17 protein-coding genes are annotated in these 20,846 nt (G+C 66.7%); 10 read left to right on the top strand and 7 right to left on the bottom strand.

Going from position 1 to position 20,846, the window contains the following annotated elements:
* Positions 1-272 precede the first annotated feature (272 nt).
* Both dnaE and ABE522_RS13975 read left to right on the top strand, forming a co-directional pair.
* Positions 273-3,854, top strand: coding sequence for a DNA polymerase III subunit alpha (gene dnaE / locus ABE522_RS13970; RefSeq protein WP_346592209.1), 3,582 nt, complete (start codon positions 273-275; stop codon positions 3,852-3,854).
* A gap of 74 nt (positions 3,855-3,928) precedes the next feature.
* On the top strand, positions 3,929-4,888 hold the full coding sequence (locus ABE522_RS13975) for an acetyl-CoA carboxylase carboxyltransferase subunit alpha (RefSeq protein WP_346592210.1): 960 nt from the start codon (positions 3,929-3,931) through the stop codon (positions 4,886-4,888).
* Between the two features lie 288 nt (positions 4,889-5,176).
* On the opposite strand, the gene ABE522_RS13980 is transcribed toward ABE522_RS13975, so the two are convergent.
* Positions 5,177-5,632, bottom strand: a complete 456-nt coding sequence (locus ABE522_RS13980) for a CopD family protein (RefSeq protein WP_192083957.1) — start codon at positions 5,630-5,632, stop codon at positions 5,177-5,179.
* Between the two features lie 63 nt (positions 5,633-5,695).
* Here ABE522_RS13980 and ABE522_RS13985 point away from each other — a divergent pair, with 63 nt between their 5' ends.
* Together ABE522_RS13985 and ABE522_RS13990 are read left to right on the top strand one after the other, a co-directional pair.
* Entirely contained in the window at positions 5,696-6,286 is a 591-nt protein-coding gene (locus ABE522_RS13985; protein WP_346592211.1) for a class I SAM-dependent DNA methyltransferase, read from the top strand.
* A 96-nt stretch (positions 6,287-6,382) separates the two neighbouring features.
* Entirely contained in the window at positions 6,383-7,690 is a 1,308-nt protein-coding gene (locus tag ABE522_RS13990; RefSeq protein WP_346592212.1) for a polyhydroxyalkanoate depolymerase, read from the top strand.
* Positions 7,691-7,850: 160 nt separating this feature from the next.
* On the opposite strand, the gene ABE522_RS13995 is transcribed toward ABE522_RS13990, so the two are convergent.
* Both ABE522_RS13995 and ABE522_RS14000 read right to left on the bottom strand, forming a co-directional pair.
* Positions 7,851-8,873, bottom strand: coding sequence for a sensor domain-containing protein (locus tag ABE522_RS13995; protein ID WP_346592213.1), 1,023 nt, complete (start codon positions 8,871-8,873; stop codon positions 7,851-7,853).
* Positions 8,870-9,235, bottom strand: coding sequence for a PadR family transcriptional regulator (locus tag ABE522_RS14000; protein WP_346592214.1), 366 nt, complete (start codon positions 9,233-9,235; stop codon positions 8,870-8,872). Before ABE522_RS14000 ends, ABE522_RS13995 begins: the two co-directional genes overlap by 4 nt.
* A gap of 155 nt (positions 9,236-9,390) precedes the next feature.
* Between ABE522_RS14000 and ABE522_RS14005 the strand changes: the two genes are divergently transcribed.
* Positions 9,391-10,290 (top strand): peptidylprolyl isomerase, encoded by a 900-nt coding sequence (locus ABE522_RS14005; RefSeq protein WP_346592215.1) that lies wholly within the window; start codon positions 9,391-9,393, stop codon positions 10,288-10,290.
* 3 nt (positions 10,291-10,293) lie between these two features.
* Here the strand turns inward: ABE522_RS14005 and ABE522_RS14010 are convergent, their stop codons facing one another.
* Positions 10,294-11,166 (bottom strand): DMT family transporter, encoded by an 873-nt coding sequence (locus ABE522_RS14010; RefSeq protein WP_346592216.1) that lies wholly within the window; start codon positions 11,164-11,166, stop codon positions 10,294-10,296.
* A 132-nt stretch (positions 11,167-11,298) separates the two neighbouring features.
* Here ABE522_RS14010 and ABE522_RS14015 point away from each other — a divergent pair, with 132 nt between their 5' ends.
* Together ABE522_RS14015 and ABE522_RS14020 are read left to right on the top strand one after the other, a co-directional pair.
* The gene (locus tag ABE522_RS14015) at positions 11,299-12,243 is read left to right on the top strand and encodes a LysR substrate-binding domain-containing protein (RefSeq protein ID WP_346592217.1); all 945 of its coding nucleotides are present in this window, start codon (positions 11,299-11,301) and stop codon (positions 12,241-12,243) included.
* 83 nt (positions 12,244-12,326) lie between these two features.
* Positions 12,327-12,620, top strand: coding sequence for a hypothetical protein (locus ABE522_RS14020; protein ID WP_346592218.1), 294 nt, complete (start codon positions 12,327-12,329; stop codon positions 12,618-12,620).
* 23 nt (positions 12,621-12,643) lie between these two features.
* Here the strand turns inward: ABE522_RS14020 and ABE522_RS14025 are convergent, their stop codons facing one another.
* The gene (locus ABE522_RS14025; protein WP_406846362.1) at positions 12,644-13,450 is read right to left on the bottom strand and encodes a DUF4349 domain-containing protein; all 807 of its coding nucleotides are present in this window, start codon (positions 13,448-13,450) and stop codon (positions 12,644-12,646) included.
* 107 nt (positions 13,451-13,557) lie between these two features.
* Here ABE522_RS14025 and ABE522_RS14030 point away from each other — a divergent pair, with 107 nt between their 5' ends.
* Both ABE522_RS14030 and ABE522_RS14035 read left to right on the top strand, forming a co-directional pair.
* Positions 13,558-15,369 (top strand): DUF885 domain-containing protein, encoded by a 1,812-nt coding sequence (locus ABE522_RS14030; protein WP_346592219.1) that lies wholly within the window; start codon positions 13,558-13,560, stop codon positions 15,367-15,369.
* Positions 15,370-15,650: 281 nt separating this feature from the next.
* Positions 15,651-15,884 carry a hypothetical protein gene (locus ABE522_RS14035; RefSeq protein WP_346592220.1) on the top strand — a complete coding sequence of 78 codons (234 nt, stop codon included), beginning with the start codon at positions 15,651-15,653 and terminating at the stop codon, positions 15,882-15,884.
* A 506-nt stretch (positions 15,885-16,390) separates the two neighbouring features.
* Here the strand turns inward: ABE522_RS14035 and smrA are convergent.
* Positions 16,391-18,223 (bottom strand): multidrug efflux ABC transporter SmrA, encoded by a 1,833-nt coding sequence (gene smrA / locus ABE522_RS14040; protein WP_346592221.1) that lies wholly within the window; start codon positions 18,221-18,223, stop codon positions 16,391-16,393.
* 89 nt (positions 18,224-18,312) lie between these two features.
* On the bottom strand, positions 18,313-19,872 hold the full coding sequence (locus tag ABE522_RS14045) for a serine hydrolase (RefSeq protein ID WP_346592222.1): 1,560 nt from the start codon (positions 19,870-19,872) through the stop codon (positions 18,313-18,315).
* A 107-nt stretch (positions 19,873-19,979) separates the two neighbouring features.
* On the opposite strand from ABE522_RS14045, the gene ABE522_RS14050 reads away from it, so the two are divergent.
* A complete protein-coding gene (locus ABE522_RS14050; protein ID WP_346592223.1) occupies positions 19,980-20,810 on the top strand; it encodes a DUF72 domain-containing protein in 831 nt (276 codons plus the stop codon).
* The last annotated feature ends 36 nt before the right edge of the window (positions 20,811-20,846 follow it).

Below are 20,846 nucleotides of genomic sequence, written 5' to 3' on the forward strand. Positions count from 1 at the left end.
GCCATGGATGGCGCGAAACGAGGCCCGCAGGATGCGGTTGTTGCCGTCCCCCGCCAACCCACCCCGCCCCGCCAACCCATGGCAATGCAGCTGTTGACGTTGACGTTGCTTCGGCTTCGAAGCCCGCGCGCAGCGCGCAACACCCCCTACGTCAAGACCTTGTCCGTATAGCCCCTCGCCGCTACCCTGAGCGGGCACTCCTGCGCACCTGTGACCCCGGCGGCCGTTCCTACGCCTGCTCCCGGGGCCGGTGCGCTCCAACCTGGTCCGGCATGTCCAACTCCCGTTTCGTCCATCTCCACGTCCACACCGAATTTTCGCTGGCGGATTCCACCATCCGCGTGCCGGCGAAGCCGGAACAGGCCGACCCGAAGAAAGCCAAACAGGCCAACCTACTGTCGCGCGCGGTCGAACTCGGGCTGCCCGCGTTGGCCGTCACCGACCTGAACAACCTGTTCGCGCTGGTCAAGTTCTACAAGGCCGCCGAAGGCGTGGGCATCAAGCCCATCGCCGGCGCCGACGTGATGATCGCCGAGGAAGGCCAGGATCCGTGGCGGATGACCCTGCTGTGCCGTGACCGCGAGGGCTATCTCAGCCTGTCACGGTTGCTGACCCGCGCGTGGATGGAAGGCCACCGCCCGGAAGGCGGCGTGGCCGTGCACCCTGAATGGCTGAAGGCCGGCTGCCAGAACCTGTTCGCGCTCAGTGGCCGCGACAGCCTGGCTGGTCGCCTGGCCGCCGCCGGCAAGCACGACCTGGCCGAACAACAGCTGGCCGACTGGCAGCGGGTGTTCGGCGATGGCCTGCACCTGGAACTGACCCGCACCGGGCGCGAAGGCGAAGAGGCGTTCAACCAGTTCGCGCTGATGGCGGCCGGCCAACGCGGCCTGCCGGTCATCGCCAGCAACGATGTGCGCTTCCTGCAACCCACCGATTTCAGCGCCCACGAAGCGCGCGTGTGCATCGCCTCCGGGCGCGTGCTGGATGATCCCAAGCGTCCGCGTGACTACAGTGACCAGCAGTACCTGAAGTCGTCCGAAGAGATGTGCGCGCTGTTCGCCGACATCCCCGATGCGATCGACAACACGCGTGCGCTGGCCGAGCGCTGCAACATCGAAATGCGGCTGGGCACCTACTTCCTGCCCAACTACCCGGTGCCCGACGACGAGACGCTGGACAGCTGGATCCGCAGCGAAGCGCGCAAGGGCCTGGCGCTGCGCATGGAGAAGAATCCCGTAGCGCCTGGCATGACCTTGCAGGACTACAGCGACCGCCTGGAATTCGAGCTGGATACCATCATCAAGATGGGCTTCCCCGGCTACTTCCTGATCGTGGCCGACTTCATCCAGTGGGGCAAGAACCAGGGCATCCCGATCGGCCCGGGCCGTGGTTCCGGTGCCGGTTCGCTGGTGGCCTGGGCGCTGCAGATCACCGATCTCGACCCCCTGCCCTACAACCTGCTGTTCGAGCGCTTCCTCAATCCCGAGCGCGTGTCGATGCCCGACTTCGACATCGACTTCTGCATGGACCGCCGCGACGAAGTCATCGACTACGTGGCGCGCAAGTATGGCCGCGAACGGGTCAGCCAGATCATCACCTACGGCACCATGGCGGCCAAGGCCGTGGTGCGCGACTGCGGCCGCGTGCTGGGCTTCCCGTACGGCCTGGTCGACAGCGTGGCCAAGCTGATTCCCAACATCCTGGGTATTTCGCTGAAGGATGCGATGGGCGAAGGCAAGGACAGCGAGATGGCCTCGCCGGAGCTGATCCAGCGCTACCAGAGCGAGGACGATGTCCGCGACCTGATCGACCTGGCGCGGCAGCTGGAAGACCTGACCCGCAACGCCGGCAAGCACGCCGGCGGCGTGGTCATCGCACCCGAGCCGCTGGCCGAGTTCTGCCCGCTGTTCGCCGAGCACGATGAAAACGGCATCGGCCGCAATCCGGTCACCCAGTTCGACAAGAACGACGTGGAAGAAGTCGGCCTGGTGAAGTTCGACTTCCTCGGCCTGCGCACGCTGACCATCATCGACTGGGCGGTGAAGGCGATCAACAAGCGCCACGAGCGCGCCGGCATCCCGCCGGTGGACATCACCCAGCTGCCGCTGGACGATGCGCCTACCTACAAGGACATCTTCGCCTCGGGCAACACCGGCGCGGTGTTCCAGTTCGAATCCTCCGGCATGCGCCGCCTGCTGAAGGACGCCAAGCCCGACCGTTTCGAAGACCTGATCGCGCTGGTGTCGCTGTACCGCCCCGGCCCGATGGACCTGATTCCCTCGTTCGTCGACCGCAAGCATGGGCGCGAAGACGTGGAATACCCCGATCCGCGCACCGAGCGCATCCTGCGCGACACCTACGGCATCATGGTGTACCAGGAGCAGGTGATGCAGATGGCGCAGATCGTCGGCGGATACTCGCTGGGCGGCGCCGACCTGCTGCGTCGTGCGATGGGCAAGAAAGTGCCGGCCGAGATGGCCAAGCATCGCGAGATCTTCCGCGAAGGCGCAGCCAAGGACGGCGTCGGCGAGGCCAAGGCCGATGCGATCTTCGACCTGATGGAGAAGTTCGCCGGCTACGGTTTCAACAAATCCCACGCCGCCGCCTACGCACTGGTCAGCTACCAGACGGCCTGGTTGAAACGGCATTACCCGGCCGAGTTCATGGCGGCCACGCTGTCTTCGGACATGGACAACACCGAAAAGGTGGTCGGCTTCCTGGACGAGGTGCGCAACCTCGGCCTGACCGTGCTGCCGCCGAAGGTCAACCAGTCCGCCTACATGTTCGAAGCGGCTACGCCGGACACCATCCAGTACGGCCTCGGCGCGATCAAGGGCGTCGGCCAGGGCGCCTGCGAAGCGGTGGTCGACGAGCGCCTGCAGAACGGGCCCTATACCGACCTGCTGGATTTCTGCACGCGCATCGGTTCGGCCAAGCTCAACCGCCGCACGCTGGAAGCGATGATCAACTGCGGCGCACTGGACGAGCTGGGGCGCAATCGTGCCTCGCTGGCCCTGCAGTTGCCCGAAGTGATCAAGGCGACCGAGCAGATGGCGCGCGAGCGCGCATCCGGCCAGAACTCGCTGTTCGGTGGCCCGGATCCGAATGCACCGGCGATCCACCTGGAACTTCAGGAAACCGACGAATGGCCGCTGCTCCAACGCCTGACCGGTGAGCGCGACACGCTGGGCTTCTACCTCAGTGGACACCCGTTCGACCCGCATCGCGACGACGTGCGCGACCTGGTCGGCACCGATCTCGGCGCGGTCGAAAAGATCTGGAGTGCCGCCAGCGGCGGGGGCGGCGGTGGCGAAAAACGCTGGCGCCCGGAAGTGCAGACGGTGCTGGCCGGCCAGGTGGTCGGGGTGCGCCGCAAGGGCGAAAGCCAGATCTTCATCCAGCTTGAAGATGGTCGCGGCCGGGTCGAATGCAGTGCGTTCTCCGATGCGATGGCCGAGTTCGGCCACCTGATGACCAAGGACCGCATCCTGGTGGTCAAGGGCGGTCTGCGCGAGGACGAGTTCAATGGCGGGTTCGCCCTGCGCATCCGCCAGTGCTGGGACTTCGACGAAGTCTGCGCGAACTACGCCACGCGGCTGTCGCTGCGCGTGGACCTGCGCCGCGAACGGCCGGTCTGGGAGCGCGTCAATGCGCTGCTCGACCGCCATCGCCCGGGCCGCACGCCGCTGCGCCTGGACCTGCTGCTGAAGGACCAGGAAGGCTCGCTGGCCGGCATGCTGGACGTGGGCGGTGAAAGCGCCGTACGCATCGATTCCAGGCTGATCCAGGCCCTGCGCGCCGACCCCGCCGTGCGCACCCTGAAGGTACGCTACAGCCCGCCGTGGGCGAGCTGACCAGACGACGGCGTACGGGGCATCCGCACGCATTCGGCTAAACTTCCCTCCTTACATTCATACGACGGCTTCCGATGAATCCGAACTACCTCGACTTCGAGCAACCCATCGCCGACCTGGAAGCCAAGATCCAGGAGCTGCGCAGCGCCAGCGCCGGCCCGGCGGTCAACGTTGAAGCCGAAGTAACGGCCCTGCAGGGCAAGCTGCGCACCCGCACCGCGCAGATCTTCCGCAACCTGACCTCGTGGCAGGTGCTGCAGCTGGCCCGCCATCCGTCGCGTCCGTACACGCAGGATTACCTGCACCTGATGTTCGACGGGTTCCAGGAGCTGGCCGGCGACCGTGCCTTCGCCGATGACAAGGCAATCATGGGCGGCCTGGCCCGCATCAATGGCCGCGCGGTCATGGTGATCGGCCACCAGAAGGGCCGCGACACCAAGGAAAAGATCAAGCGCAACTTCGGCATGCCCAAGCCGGAGGGTTACCGCAAGGCGCTGCGCCTGATGAAGATGGCCGAGCGTTTTGGCCTGCCGGTGCTGACCCTGATCGATACCGCTGGCGCCTGGCCGGGCATCGATGCGGAATCCCGCGGCCAGTCCGAAGCCATCGCGCGCAACCTGATGGAGATGGCCGAGTTGAAGGTGCCGGTGATCTGCACGGTGATCGGCGAAGGCGGCTCCGGCGGTGCACTTGCACTGGGCGTGGGCGACCGCACCATCATGCTGGAATACAGCGTGTATTCGACCATCAGCCCCGAAGGCTGCGCCTCGATCCTGTGGAAAGACGCCAGCAAGGCCAAGGACGCCGCCGAACAGCTGGGCCTGACCGCGCCGCGCCTGAAGGGCCTGGGACTGGTGGACAAGGTGGTACGCGAACCGACCGGCGGCGCGCACCGCAACCCGGTGCAGATGGCCAAGCGCCTGAAGGCCGTGCTGGTCAACGAACTGGACGCCCTGCAGGACCTGCCGACCGACGAGCTGCTGGCCAAGCGCTACACGCGCCTGCGCAGCTACGGCACCTACGAAGCCGCATGACCTGGGGCGCCCGACGATGTCCGGCGCCTCTCCGATCAGGTAGCTGGTAGCGCCGAAGCGATTCACTTGGTAGCGCCGAAGGCAGCGGCAGGAGCCGCTGCCAACGTCGCTTGCGACGGCCCGCAGGGTGCCGGTCAGGACGACCGGCATAGCCATGCTCGGCGGCTCTCCGATCAGGCATCTCCAGGCCGGATGCAGGCCGCGCTTCGCGCTCGCCGAGCATGGCTCGGCGCTACCGGCGCTACCGGCGCTACCGGCGCACGGCGCACCGACGCTACCCAGCGTGGCTCAGAACGGCTTGGCGAGCACCAGCCAGACGATCGGGATGAAGGCCAGCAACGGGATCTCGTTGATCCAGCGCAGCGCGCGCGAAGAAGGCAGTGCGCGGCCCTTGGCCACGCCTTTCAGCAACCGCCCGATCCAGATGAAATACCCCAGCAGCACCACCACAAGGCCCAGCTTGGCGTGCAGCCAGCCGGCGCCGCCCGCTGCCACCATGGTCGGGAAATCCGGGATGACCCGGTAGCCCAGCCACAGCACCAGCCCCAGCACGAAGGCCAGGCCGAACATGCTGTGGCCGAAGCGGTACAGGCGCAGCCCCATCAACTGCAGACGTTCGCTGACTGCCGCCTGCCCTGCCGTCTCGGCGATGTTGACCAGGATGCGCGGCAGGTAGAACACCGTCGCCATCCAGGCCACCACGAACACCAGGTGGAAGGTCTTGACCCAGAAGTAGGACTGCATGTGCTCGCTCCAGCGGCTGGCGTAGGATGAGCACCATTTTCACCGATGCGCAGAGCCACGTACATGCAAAAGACCTACGACGCCGCTTATTTCCAGCACTGGTACCGGCGCGCCGATATCGGCGGCAGCGCGCGGCTGGCGCGCAAGGTCGCGTTGGCGGTGGCCAGCGCCGAGTACTACCTGGAACGCCCGATCCGCAGCGTGCTGGACATCGGCTGCGGCGAAGGCGCATGGCGCGCGCCGCTGCTGAAGCTGCGCCCGAAGCTGAGCTACCTGGGCTTTGACAGCAGCGATTACGCCGTGGGCCGCTACGGTCGCACCCGCAACCTGCACCCGGCCAGCTTCGGCGATTTCGCCTGGCTGCGGCCGTGCGCGCCGGTGGACCTGCTGATCTGCTCGGATGTGATGCATTACGTGCCCGACCGCGAGCTGCGTGCCGGCCTGGCCGGCATCGGCGAGCTGACCGGGGGCGTCGCCTTCCTGGAGACCTTCGCCGCCGAGGACGACTTCGACGGGGACCACGAAGGCTTCCACCCCCGTCCTGCCCGCTGGTACCGGCGCGAACTGGGCAAGCACGGCCTGGCCCCGATAGGTTCGCATTGCTGGCTGGGCGCCTCGCTGGCCCAGGAAGCTTCGGCGCTGGAAACGGCCTGAACCGGTGCCGGCCGGATCTGCGACCCCAGTTAATATTCCGCCGCGCCGGATCGGGTATGCTGCACGGCAACATATGACCATACATATTGAGTCGATATGCTCTACCAGCTTCACGAACTGACCCGTAATCTGCTGGCCCCCTGGGTCCACCAGGCCCAGGCAAATGCCCACTTCTTCAACAATGCCGGCCACTGGTGGGGGCAGATGCCCGGTGCCGATCGCCTGGCGGCGATGAACGAGCTGTTCCATCGCCTGGGCAAGGATTACGAGAAGCCCGAGTGGGGCATCAACGAGATCGACGTGGACGGCGAGCGCGTGCCGATCGTGGTCCACGAAGAGGTCAGCAAGCCGTTCTGCAAGCTGCTGCGCTTCAAGCGCCACAGCAACGAAGCCGACCAGCTGCACACCATGCTCAACCAGCCATTCGTGCTGGTGGTGGCGCCGTTGTCCGGCCACCATGCCACGCTGCTGCGCGACACCGTGCGCACCCTGCTGCGCGACCACCGCGTGTACGTGACCGACTGGGTCGATGCACGCATGGTGCCGGGCAGCGAAGGCGAGTTCGGGCTGGATGACTACGTGGAGTACATCCAGGAATTCATCCGCCACCTCGGCGTGGAGCGCCTGCACGTGGTGAGCGTGTGCCAGCCCACCGTACCGGTGCTGGCCGCGGTTTCGCTGATGGCCAGCCGCGGTGAACCGACGCCGAAGTCGCTGGTGATGATGGGCGGGCCGATCGATGCACGCTGCAGCCCGACCGCAGTGAACAACCTGGCCACCCAGAACCCGCTGTCGTGGTTCGAGAACAACGTCATCCACACCGTGCCGCCGAGCTACCCCGGCGCCGGCCGCCGCGTGTATCCAGGCTTCCTGCAGCACGCCGGCTTCCTGTCGATGAACCCCAGCCGGCATTTCAGCTCGCACTGGGATTTCTACGCCGACCTGGTCAAGGGCGACCTGGAAGATGCCGATGCGCACCGTCGTTTCTACGACGAGTACAACGCGGTGCTGGACATGCCGGCCAAGTACTACCTGGATACCATCAGCGTGGTGTTCCAGGATTTCCTGCTGCCGCGCGGCGAGTGGTACATCAAGGGTGAGAAGGTCGATCCTTCGGCCATCCGCGATACCGCGCTGTTGAGCATCGAAGGCGAACTGGACGATATCGCCGGGCTCGGCCAGACCGAAGCGGCGCAGTCGCTGTGCACGGGCATCGCCGAAGACCGCCGCGAGCATTTCATCGTCGAAGGCGCCGGCCATTACGGCATCTTCAGCGGCCGTCGCTGGCGCGAAGTGGTGTACCCGAAGGTGCGCGATTTCTTCGCCGCCAACGCCGAAACACCGGCTACGGCTAAGCCGAAGAAGAAGAGCAACGTCACCCCGTTGCGGCGTAAAGCCGGCTGACGACCCGGCTGCGGTGCTGACGGCCAGCGGCCGTCACTACCGTTGAACCCAGGTAGCGCCGAGACATGCTCGGCGGCTTTTCGATCCGGCATCGTGGTGGCGGACACAGGCCGCGCTGCGCGCTCGCCGAGCATGGCTCGGCGCTACCGGCCCACCGCCCTTACAGCCGCACCAGCAGGTGCTTGGCCAGGGTGCCGTGCATGCGGCCGACCGCCCGCGCCAGGTGCAGCGTGCCGAACAGCAGCAGCCCACCGGCCAGTGCGAGCAGCGGCGTCGCCCATGCGCCTTCCAGCAGCGGCAGACCATTGATGGTCACCCCCGTGTAGGCACCCGGGAACCACACCGCCACCGGCGACCAGATCAACGCCAGCGAAAGCGCCAGCAGCGTGGTCGCCACGGTGAAGTACGCAATACCCAGCGGCAGCATCAGCACGAAGTACAGCAGGGTCAGCCAGGTGCGGCCATCGGTGAACATGTCGCCGATGCGCTGCAGCCAGCTGCGGCTGCGGTCGCTGAAGCGCGGCCGGCGCGGCATGCGCTCACCCAGCAGCACCTCCACCAACCGCCCTTCCAGCAGCGACAGCCCGCGGATGGAACCGAAGAACAGCACGGCTACCGGGACGCCGATGATCAGGATCAGCAGGCCCAGCGACAGCGACAGCCCGGTGACCACCCAGCTGAAGAAGAAGGTGCCCGTCGCCAGCGAAAGCAGCATGTAGAACAGGGCGCCGTAGGTGTGCGGATCCACCGCTACGCCGAAGAATCGCGCCGCCAGCGAGCGCGGTGGCGACGGCGGCGGATCCGGAATGGCCGGACCGGATGCCGCCACGCCTGCCGCCGGTGGCACCGCATCGAAGCCGCTGCCCAATGCAGGGGTGGTCGCAATACGTGTTCCGAGCGGCGTCTTCGGCGTGCGCAGCGCGCGGTTCACCGTCAGCTCGGTTTCGCGGTAGATCTCGGCCACCTCGTCCGGCGCGCCGTAGCTGCCGGCCACGTCGGCGATCACTTCGCCCTCGCTGCGCCCCGGCTGTGCGGCCAGTTCCGAACGCAGGTACTCCTCGGCGTCGTACAGCGCATCCTGGACCATCGCCGGATCGGCATCGTGCAGCGCTGCGCGCAACTGCGCCAGATAATCGGGAATGGTCGCCGGCAGGGTCCTGCCCATGGTGTGTTCGATGTTCATTGCAGTACGCCCTCCAGAACGGAATCGACGGAATCGCGGGTGGCACGCCAGGCCTGGATCCATTGCTCCAGCACGGCACGTCCCTGCTCGGTGATGCGGTAGTAGCGCCGCGGCGGACCGCTGGTGGAAGGCTCCACGTGGCTTTGCAGCAGGCCGGCCGCTTCCAGGTTGCGCAGCACCGGGTACAGGGCGCTCTGCTTGCCACTCAGCACGCCCTCGCCCACCTGCTCCAGCTCCTTGGCGATCAGGTAGCCGTACAGCGGCTCCGGCGCCTTGGCCAACACGGCCATCAGTGCCAGCGATACGGTCCCCGCACTGAGCTCCTTCTGGAACTTCTTCAGCTGGATCTCTTCGTCGACCATGGCGGCATCTCCACTACGTTGAAGTGAACACTAGTACGGAGTTCGACCTAGCGGAATAGGCCGGACGTCACGGTGCCGTGCGGCAACCGCGCCGGGTGCTGGCAGGAAGCCGTGGGCTCGCGCATGATCGGGCTCTCTTTCCTGAAAGGCTCACCATGGACCGTCGCCCTGCCCTGTTGGCGCTTGCCCTGGCCACCTGCCTGCTGCCTTCGCTGGCCCCCGCGGCCACGCCCTACCGCAGCGCGCAGCAGATCCTGGAAGCCGCACCCGACCGCGACTGGCGCACGCCTGACCCGGCCAACCTGCTGTACATGGACCTGCCCGCCGGAAGGGTGATCATCGAGCTGGCGCCGCAGTTCGCGCCGCGCCACGTGGCCAACATCCAGACCTTCGCCCACGAACATTTCTGGGACGGCACCAGCATCTACCGCTCCCAGGACAACTTCGTGGTGCAGTTCGGCGATGCCGACGCCGACGACGCCGCCAAGGCCCGGCCGATGGGATCGGCGCAGAAGAAGCTGCCGGCCGAATTCGAACGGGCCACGGCGGGATTGAAGGTCAGCCCGCTGCCGGATCACGATGGCTGGGCGTCGCGCACCGGCTTCGTCGACGGCTTCCCGGTCGGCCAGGACATGAAGGACGGCAGGACCTGGCTGGCGCATTGTTATGGCGCGCTGGGCGCGGGGCGCAACAATGACGAAGACAGCAGCGTGGGCGCCGAGCTGTACGTGGTCACCGGCCAGTCGCCGCGCCAACTGGACCGCAACATCACCGTGGTCGGCCGTGTGCTGAAGGGCATGGAACTGCTCAGCGCCCTGCCACGGGGCCCGGCGCCGATGGGCTTCTACGCCGAGCCGCAGCAGCGTACGCCGATCACCTCGATACGCCGCGCCAGCGATGTCCCCGCCGCCGAACGCACGCCGATCCAGGTACTGCGCACCGACTCGAAAACCTTCGCCGATACCGTGGAAGCCCGTCGCAACCGCGTCGATGATTTCTACAAACGACCGGCCGGCCACATTGATCTGTGCAACATCCCGGTGCCGGTGCGGTAACGCTCAGCGGCGCTGGCTGACCGCCACGCTACCCAGGATCAGCGCGCCGGCCAGCAGCATCTGCAGGGTGACCGGCTCGCCCAGGAACAGCCAGGCGAATGCCGCGCCGAACAGCGGCACCAGATAGGTCACGGTGGACGCGCGCGAGGGTCCGATGCGGGCGATCAGCCGGTAGAACATCAGGAAGGCCAGCCCGGTGCAGACCACGCCCAGCGCCACCGCGCAGGCCCACGCCGCCCCCGGCACCGGACCCTGCGGCCAATGGGTGAGCGCCATCGGCAGCATCCATAACGAAGCGCATCCCAGCGTGGCCGCCGCCGACGCCGCGGGCGGCAGGCCGCTCATGTGGCGCTTCACCAGGTTCACGCCCAACCCATACAGCAGCGATGCCAGCACACCGGCGATGACCGCCGTGCCGATGCTCAACCCGGCGACCTTGGCCGTGGCCAGCACCACTACGCCACTGAAGCCCACCAGCAGCGCCAGCGCGCGACGCATGCCGATCTTTTCGCCGAAGAACAGGAAGGCGATGAGCGCGGCGAACAGCACCGTCATCGCGTTGCAGATCGCCCCGATCGCCGCCGGTGCCCGCTGCGCAGCCCATGCGAACAGCACGAAGGGCACTGCGGAATTGATCAGCCCGATCGGCGCCAACCACAGCCAGCGGCGCGCCGGGAACTGCGCCCGCGCACGCCACAGGAACGGCAGCAGCACCAGCGCGCCGAGCACCAGCCGCACCTCCACCAGCGCATAGGGACCAAAATGCGGCACCGCCACGCGCATGAACAGGAACGAGCAGCCCCAGATGGCGCCCAGCACGGTCAGCTCCAGCGGGGTTCGCCAGTCGCGCTCCAGCGCCTGCGGCAGCGCACTCATGACTGCCACCTATGTCTCACCTGCACCACCATGCCGCTCTCCTGCTGTCGGGTAGCCAAGCATCGTCCTGCCGCGCAGGCCCCGCAAGCGCGTAGTATCGCTGCCAGCCACAAATCCGGCTTGAGGCTCGCCATGCTGCTGCGCCCGTCCCTGCTACCCGCCCTCGGTGTGTTCGCCGTTGCCGCGCGCCACCAGAATTTCGCCGCCGCCGCGCAGGAACTGAGCCTCACCGCCAGTGCGGTCAGCCACCAGGTGCGGCGCCTGGAACAGCAACTCGGCAGCCAGCTGTTCCTGCGCCATGCGCGCGGTGTGCGCCTGACCGCCGAAGGTCGCCAGCTGGCCGATGCAGCCAGCGCCGCGCTGTCCGACCTGGCGACGGTGGCCAGCCATCTGAAGCCGCAGGCCGACAGCGTGCCATTGCGGATCACCACGCTGCGCTCGCTGTCCTACTGCTGGCTGCTGCCGCGGCTGCCACGCTTCACCGGGATGCATCCGCACGTGCGTATCGAACTTCACACCGGCAGCGGCCTGGACCGCTTCGACGACAATGGACCCGAGATCGGCATCCGCTACGGGCTGGGGCAATGGCCCGGCCTGCACGCGCGCCACCTGATGGACGATGACCTCTTTCCGGTCGCCGCCCCGGCACTGGCGGGCGTGCAGGGGCTGCAGGACCCTGCCCACATCGCCCGCCTGCCGCTGCTCAGTGATCTGTCGCCGCAGGGCTGGCGGGACTGGTTCCGCCATGCGGGCGTGCGCGTGCCGGCAGCGCTGCCGCCGGTGCACACCTTTGCCGACAGCACCGATGCCATGCGCGCAGCGGTGTACGGCATGGGCGCGGTGCTGGCGCGCCGGCATATCGCCCAGCCCTACCTGCAACGGAACGATGTGGTGCGCCTGCCCGGGCCGCCGATGAAGGCGAGGTATGCGTACTACGTGGTGCACAGCGATACCCAGGCGCCCTCGCCCCCGGCACGCGCCTTCATCGACTGGCTGCTGCGCGAAGCGCTCGACGAACGCACGCCGTTCCCGGCGCTGCCACCGGAGCCGCCGGGGCGTGCCGTACAGGACGCGTGAGCAAGGGCCCCGCAGCACCCTCACCCGCTCTTTTCCGCAGGCTGGCTAGGCTGGAGTCCTGTTTCCCACCAGGACGACCCCCCATGGCCTTGCTGCGACTGCGAATCACCGGAACCGAAGACGACGCGCGAGCGATCACCGACCTGCTGCAGAGCATCGAAGGTATCGAGCATGTCGAGGAAACCGACGACCTGATGCCGAAGATGGACGACGACGATTCCAGTTCGGCCGGCCTGTCCGATGACATGGGCCCGGGCAGCCATGAACTGGAAGTGGAAGTAGGCAATGAAAGCACCGCGCAGAAGGTGCGCGATGCGGTGCAGGAGCTCGCCCTGGAACTGGATGTATTCGTCGAATACGAGACCGACGAGGGCTGATCCGCGCGGTTGAGGGGGCGGGGTCAACCCGCCCTGCGCGCACGTCGCCGGCGCCACAGGCGCACGCCGATCCAGCCGATGATGCTGCCGATCACCAGCACCGGCAGCAGCGCGGCGATGGCCCGTATCAGGTACGCGATGCTGGTGGTGAGGATGGCTCCCGATTCGGACAGCGCCATGCCGATTTCATTGCGGCTGCGCTGGCCGGACGGTGCGTTGAACTGCATCGTCACCAGCTGCGTGTCGATGCGTCGGCGCTGCTGGGCCGCGTCCTTGTTGGCCTGCTCCACCCCCGCCTCGATCTCCGACAGCCGCTGGGTGATGACCAGCAGGTCGGCCAGCTTGATGTCCTTGCTGTCCTGGTAGGCAAGCAGCCGCTCGTGCTCCTTCTGCAGGCGCGCCTTGGCCAATGCAGTGTCCGCTACCTGCTGGGCGAGGTCTTCGGCATGGGTGTTGCGCGAGGACACCTCGCCGCCCTGCCCGGCCAATCCGATGATCGGCTCCACGCCCTTCGGCGCGATGCGCACGCGGATCGAACCGCCGGGGTACTCGCCGCCCTGCTGCCCCACCTGCAGCACCGCGCAGTCGCCGAAGCGGGCAGACTGGCAGGCATCGGCAATCTGCTTGACCCGCGGACCGATCTTCGCCGCATCCAGTCGGATGTCCAGGTCATGTTCGTAGGCCAGGGATGCGCCTTCAGGCGATGCCACCGCACCGGCAGCACCGGCACCTGCATCGGCCGCCGCCTCATGCCCACCGCAGCCGGCCAGCGTAAGCAGCATGGCCAGCGCACCGACCCAGCCCGGATGACGCCTTGCTTCCTTGTGCATTCTGTCCCGTCCCTGCGTTGGAGTGCGACGATGGTAATCCTTTGGCACGCAGACAGGGCGACGGCCGCGGCCTATGCTTGGCGATTGACCCCAAGACAGGATTGCCGATGCGCCAGCATCTCCTTGCCCTCGCCCTGATCGCTGCCCTCGGCGGCTGCCAGCAGGCCGACGCCCCGTCGTCCGCCACCCCGCCCGCCGCCGCGCCGGCGCAGGCCGCCGATGCCGCTGCAGATGCGGCCTTTGCCGATCTGTCCAAGCGCGCCCTGGACAGCTGGATGCAGCTTTCGCCCGTGGGTGCCACGCAGATCGGCGACCACCGCTTCGACAGCGAGATCGACGACCTTAGTGCCGCCGGCCAGCAGAAGACGCTGACCGCCTACAAGGGCCTGCTGGCCGAGCTGGAGAAAATGGACGTGGCCAAGCTGGGCCGCGAAAACCAGGTGGATGCGGCGATCCTGCGCAACCAGCTGCAGTCGGACATCTGGAATGCCGAAGTGCTGCAGTCCTCCAAGTGGGATCCGCAGATGTACAACGGCCTGGCCGGCAGCGCGATCTACGGCCTGATGGCGCGTGAGTTCGCCCCGCTGCCCGAGCGCCTGAAGTCGGCCACCGCGCGCATGGAGAAGATCCCGGCGATCTTCGCCCAGGCCCGCGAAAACCTGGACCCGGCCCGCGTGCCGAAGATCCACGCCGAAACCGTGGCCAAGCAGAACCGCGGCATCCTCAGCATCGTCGATACCTTCATCACCCCGCACATCGGCGAACTGCCGCAGGCCGACCAGCAGCGCCTGCAGGCCGCCATCGACGGCCTGAAGAAGGCCGTCGATGAGCAGCAGCAGTGGCTGGACAAGACCCTGGTGCCGAACGCCAAGGGCGAGTTCCGCGTCGGCGCCGAGCTGTACGACCAGAAGCTGAAGTTCGCCCTGAACTCCTCGCTGTCGCGGCAGGAGATCGGTGAGCGTGCACGTGCCGAACTCAAGCGCGTGCGCCAGGACATGTATGGCATCGCCCAGACCGTGCTGAAGGACAAGCCGGGCGCACCGCAGATGCCGGCCAACCCGAGCGACGACCAGCAGCAGAAGGCGATCGAAGCAGCGCTGGAACTGGCCTACGCCGACAAGCCGGCCCGCGACAAGGTCGTGGAAGATGCCAAGGCCGCACTGGACCAGTCCACCGCGTTCGTGCGCGAGCATGACCTGATGACCCTGCCCGATGCGCCGGTGGACATCATCCTGATGCCCGAATTCCAGCGCGGCGTGGCCGTGGCCTACTGTGATTCGCCCGGTCCGCTGGACAAGAACCTGAAGACCTTCTACGCGGTCTCGCCGATCCCGGATGACTGGAACGACAAGCAGGTCGACTCGTTCCTGCGCGAGTACAACTCACGCATGATCCACCTGCTCAGCATCCACGAAGGCACCCCGGGGCACTACCTGGAAGGCTGGCATTCGGCCAAGTTCCCCTCCACGCTGCGCGCGGTGCTGCGCTCGGGCCTGTTCGCCGAAGGCTGGGCGGTCTACACCGAACGCATGATGCAGGAACAGGGCTACCTGGATAACGATCCGCTGTTCCACCTGGTGCAGCTGAAGTTCTACCTGCGCACCATTTCCAACGCGATCCTGGACCAGGGCGTGCACGTGGACAACTGGACGCGCGAGCAGGCCATGCACCTGATGACCCACGACGCGTTCCAGCAGGAAAGCGAAGCGTCGGGCAAGTGGGTGCGCGCGCAGCTGACGTCCGCCCAGCTGCCGACCTACTTCGTCGGTGCGCAGGAACACTTCGATACGCGCAAGGCCGCGCAGGAAAAGCTGGGCGACCAGTTCAACCTCAAGGCCTACCACGACAAGATGCTGTCCTACGGCGCCCCGCCGGTGCGTTTCGCGCGCCAGCTGATGCTGGACCAGCCGATCGAGTAAGTGCCTCTGTCTGATTTCTGGCGGGCCTGCTGGCTCTCCGGATGCGAAGCGCCCCGTCAGGGGCGCTTTTTCATTCGATCAGTAGATCTCAGCTTTGCCGCAGGCGCAAACACCGACCTCGCAACTAGGCTTTATCTGATTGCCATCACAGATCCACAGTGAGAGGCTGCGCCCGACCTCGCCTGCTGCGAATGCCGGGCGACTTGCTGCCTGCGCTGCGCAAGACTGTTGTCGAGCCGGAGGAATCAACCATCGGCCCACACCAGAAAGAGATGTTTCCTATGATCAAGATCCTCGCGACCACCCTCCTGTTGTCCCTCGCCAGCCTGCCGGCGCAGGCGGAATCGCCTGTCCAGTTGACGATGTGGCAATGCTCGTACATCTATGAGGGCGACATTGCCGACCGACATGTCGTGCACGCCCATTCGGACCAGCAGGCCAAGCAGCGCGTGCTCGAGTGGGCGGCCGGAAATAACGTCCATATCGACAGGTTCCTGGATTGCAACCCAATCTGAGGCAGCCTCAGCAGCAGATCCCGTTGAGCAAGCCGGGATCGACCGCCAGCTAGGTCTGCAGGTTTGCCCGGCATTCGGCAACGGCGCGCTGACATGAATGATCACGCGTCGCTGCCGTCACCGTCTCCGCCCGCATCGGCCACGGTGGACGATGGCGACCATCCTTCCTGCCGCCCCGAAGCGTGGACAAGGAGTGTCGCTGTATTTTCAAGCTCAAACGGATCCGGGCTGCCATGGCAAGCGCAGAGTTGCTGCCTCCCGAGCGTCGTGCGGCATGGACCGACATCGAGCGAGCAGATTCGATCGTGTCCAGTGCCCCATGAGTGGCTGGGGCAGCCTTCGATTGGTCCACGCTGTTCGTACGCGACACCGCACAGCATGGACAGCACGAAGGGCCCGCTCCCCCGTGATCCATTACCGGCCGCCGAACCACCGCATGGTGTCGTGGCAGGAGTTCAGGTGGACCGATCGCCCAGCTTCCGCCGAGCATGGCTCGGCGCTACCGATCATCCGTCGGCGGCGACAAAGCCGCCGGTCTGGCGCGCCCACAGCCGCGCGTACAGGCCGCCGGCCGCGACCAGTTCGGCATGCGTGCCGGTTTCCACGATGCGTCCCTGGTCCATCACCACCAGCCGGTCCATCCGCGCGATGGTCGACAGGCGGTGCGCGATGGCGATCACCGTCTTGCCGCCCATCAGCTCGTCCAGGTTGTCCTGGATCGCCGCTTCCACCTCCGAATCCAACGCGGAGGTGGCTTCGTCCAGCACCAGGATCGGCGCGTCCTTCAGCAGCACGCGCGCGATCGCGATGCGCTGGCGCTGCCCGCCTGACAGCTTCACCCCGCGCTCGCCGACCAGCGCGTCGTAGCCCTGCCGCCCCTGGCCATCGACCAGCGAGTCGATGAAGCCATCGGCACGCGCCTTGGCCACGGCCGCACGCAGTTCCTGTTCAGAGGCTTCGGGGCGTCCGTACAACAGGTTGTCGCGGATCGAACGATGCAGCAGCGACGTATCCTGGGTCACCACGCCGATCTGCCCGCGCAGGCTTTCCTGGGTGACCCCGGCGATGTCCTGCCCGTCGATCAGGATGCGTCCGCTCTCCAGGTCGTACAGGCGCAGCAGCACGTTGACCAGGGTCGACTTGCCCGCGCCCGACGGCCCGACCAGGCCGATCTTTTCGCCCGGCTTCACCCGCAGTTCCAGCCCGGCGATCACCCCGCCGCGCTTGCCGTAGTGGAAGTGGATGTCCTGGAAATGCACGGCGCCGGCACTCACCTCGAGCGGCACGGCGTCATCGCGGTCCTGCACGGTCAGCGGCTGGGAAATGGTGGTGATGCCATCCTGCACCGTGCCGATGTCTTCGAAGATGCCGTTGATGGTCCACATGATCCAGCCGGACATGTTGTGGATGCGGATGACCAGGCCGGTGGCCAGGGTGATCGCGCCGACCGTGATCAGCCCATCGTTCCACAGCCACAGCGCCAGCCCACAGGTGCCGGCGATCAGGAACCCGTTGACGATGGCGATGGTCAGGTCCATCCCGCTGGTGATGCGCGTCTGCCGTCGATGCTTCTCCGCCAGTTCCTGGATCGATTCGGCGACGTAGGCCTGCTCGCGTCCGCCGTGGGCGAACAGTTTCAGCGTCGGAATGTTGGTGTAGCCATCGACGATGCGGCCCATCGCCTTGGAACGCGCTTCCGACGCGATCCAGGCACGCTCCTTCGCCCGCGGCACGAAGTACACCATGATCACCGCGTAGGCGAGCATCCACAGCACCAGCGGAATCATCAGCCGCCAGTCGGCCTGGGCGAACAGGAACAGCGCGGTGCCGGTATAGACCACGATGTACCAGAGCGAATCGACCATCTGCACCGCCGATTCGCGCAGCGAGGTACCGGTCTGCATCACGCGGTTGGCCACGCTGCCGGCGAAATCGTTGTGGAAGAAGGTCAGGCTCTGGCGCACCACGTAGTTGTGCATCAGCCAGCGCGAGCGGTTGCTCAGGCCCGGCACGATGGCCTGGTTGACCAGCAGGTTGTGCAGCCCGACCAGCACCGGCCGGGCAACCACGCACACCGCCACCATCCACAGCAGGTCCGATGCGTGGCGCTGGAAGAACCCGGCACCGGGCTGCTCGGCGACCATGTCGACGATGCGGCCGAGGAAGTCGAACATCGCCACTTCCACCAGTGCCAGCAGCAGGCCGGCGACCAGCGTGGCCAGCAGCACCGGCCACACCGGGCGCAGGTAGAACAGGTAGAACTTGAACACGCTGCGCGGCGGCATGCGCGTATCCACCGGCGGGAAGACCGGGATCAGGGATTCAAACCAGCGGAACATCACAGTCGCTCACAACGGGGTAACCGCTCGATTATCCCACCGCAGGCATATCGGGTAGTGATGGCCGCTGGCCATCATCCACGCCAACCTCAGTCCTGCGGTACGAACAACAGATCCTGGAAGTCGAAGCTGAAATCGGTCAGCTCGGAGATCGCCTGCATGCGTACCTCGCGGACCTTCCCGTCCGGGTCCAGGCTGAAGTTGACGAAGGCGTCGGCATTGAGCGAGCGGTCGTCCCAGCGCACGATGAAGGTGTCGTGCTGCCAGTGTTCCAGCGTGCCTACCAGCTGCGCGGTCTTGTCGAACCGCAGCCGCAGCGCCTTGCCGTTGCCGGTGATGTGCATGTCCCCGTACCAGCGGTCGCGGTAGCGACCGGCATACCCACCCAGGGCCAACGATGGTGTGGTGTGCGCGGTGCGTGCCGCCTGGTGTTTGGCCCAGGCCGCGTCGGCCTTGCCACGGCTCTTGTCCACGGCCTTGCCGTAGGCGTCCACCCAGTCATGCCGATCACCCCCCAGATAGGCATCGAGCACGCTCAGGGTGATGGCATTGAAGGCCGCGCCGGCTTCCTGGTTGGTCAGCACCACCACGCCCAGGTTCTCGCCGGGCACCAGCGTCACCCGGGACACCATGCCCGGCCAACCGCCGGTATGCCATACCAGCCTGCGGCCGCGGAAATCGCTCAGGCTCCAACCTTCGGCGTAGCCGGCGAAGTTCGGCCGCGCCGGCGCCAGTTCCGCAACCGCCGGCTCGGCCACCACCTGCGGGGTGATCATCTGCCACATCTGCTGCTGGCTCTTCGCTGTGAACAGCGCGCTGCCGTCGGCCAGCGTCCCCTGCGCCAGCTGCACCTGCATCCAGCGCGCCATGTCATGCACGCTGGAATAGAGGCCACCGGCGCCGGCATTGTTCTGCCAGGTCAGCGGCGCCACCGTGCGCAGCTCCTTGAAATCGAACTTGGCATGGCCGACCGCGGCGTTGTCGCCGGGGCGCAGGTGGTCGGCGTTGTAGCGGGTGCCGGCCATGCCGACCTTGTCGAAGATGCGTTGCTGCAGGAAGTCCTGATAGGACTTTCCGGAGACCTTCTCGATCACCTGCTGCGCCACCGCGTACAGGATGTTGTCGTAGGCATAGCGCTCGCGGAAGCCGCCCTTCAGCGGCACCCTGCCCAACCGTTCCACCACCTCGGCGTTGCTGTAACCGGTGGTCGGCCAGAACAACAGGTCACCGGCGCCCAGGCCCAGCCCGCTGCGGTGCGAGAGCAGGTCGCGCAGGGTCATCTGCTGGGTCACGAACGGATCGGACATGCGGAACGACGGCAGGTGGTCGACCACCTTGTCGTCCATCTTCAGCTTGCCTTCTTCGGCCAGCAGGTTCAGCGACAGCGCGGTGAACGCCTTGGTGTTGGAGGCAATCGCAAACAGCGTATCGGCCTGCACCGGATCCGGGCGGCCCTGCTCGCGCACGCCCCAGCCCTGCTCCAGCACCAGCTTGCCGTCCTTGACCACGGCGACGGCGATACCCGGCACCTCGAAGCGCTGGCGCACCCGCTCCACCGTTGCATCCAGGTCCTGCAGCGGGGGCGGAGTGGCCGCGTTCGCCAGGGTGGTACAGGCCAGCAGCATGGCGCCTCCGATCAGGGACTTCATCTCGCGCGTTCTCCAGGGTGGATGGCGGCGCCAAGCAGGCGCGCCGGGAATTCTCATGATGGTAACGGCCGGCGGTGCAGCCTTCCCCGTGCCAAAGGAGGGGTGATATGGAACCAGGTGGAAACAACCGCAGCGGGTCGACCCCGGCGCCGATCCGTTGCGGCATCGGCGGCTGGGTATTCCCGGAGTGGCGCGGTGGCGTGTTCTATCCGGAAGGACTGCCACAGCGCGAGGAACTGGCATTCGCCAGCAACGCCCTGCGCTGCATCGAAATCAACGGCACCTTCTACCGCACGCCGACCCAGGCCCAATGCGCGCAGTGGGCGGCACAGACGCCGCCAGGCTTCCGTTTTTCAATGAAAGCCCCGCGTTACCTGGTACAGCGGCGCGACCTGTCCGGCGTTGCCGAGGCCGCACAGCCGTTCCTGCAGGCGGCGCTGGGCCTGGGTGACCGGCTGGGCCCGCTGCTGTGGCAATTCGGCCCCACCCACAAGGCCGATGCCGGCGTGCTGGCGGAGTTCATGCAGTCACTGCCGGCCACCCTGCAGGGCGTGCCGCTGCAACATGCCTTGGAGGTACGCAACGCGGCGGCAGTGGATGCCACGCTGGTGCAGGCAGCACGCACCCACACCATTGCCCTGGTCATCGAAGACAGCGACGAGGCCCCGCTGCACGGCGACCTCAGCGCCGACTTCGTCTATGCGCGGATCAAGCGCAGCCAGCCGCGCCTGCATGCCGGGCTGCCCGCGCCGCTGCAGCAGCGCTGGGCCGCGCGCGCGCTGGCATGGGCGCAGGGTGAGGCGGTTGAAGATCTTCCGCTGATCGCAGCGCCGGCGGAATCGACGCCGCGCGAGGTCTACCTGCTGTGCATCGGCGCGGGCAAGCGGCGCAATCCGGCGGCCGCCATGGCGCTGCAGCAGCGTTGCGATACACGCTGACCCATCGCCGCCGACGCTGGCTTGCCGCACAATACC

It is taken from the genome of Stenotrophomonas lacuserhaii, assembly GCF_039674585.1.
Lineage (GTDB): Bacteria > Pseudomonadota > Gammaproteobacteria > Xanthomonadales > Xanthomonadaceae > Stenotrophomonas > Stenotrophomonas pennii_A.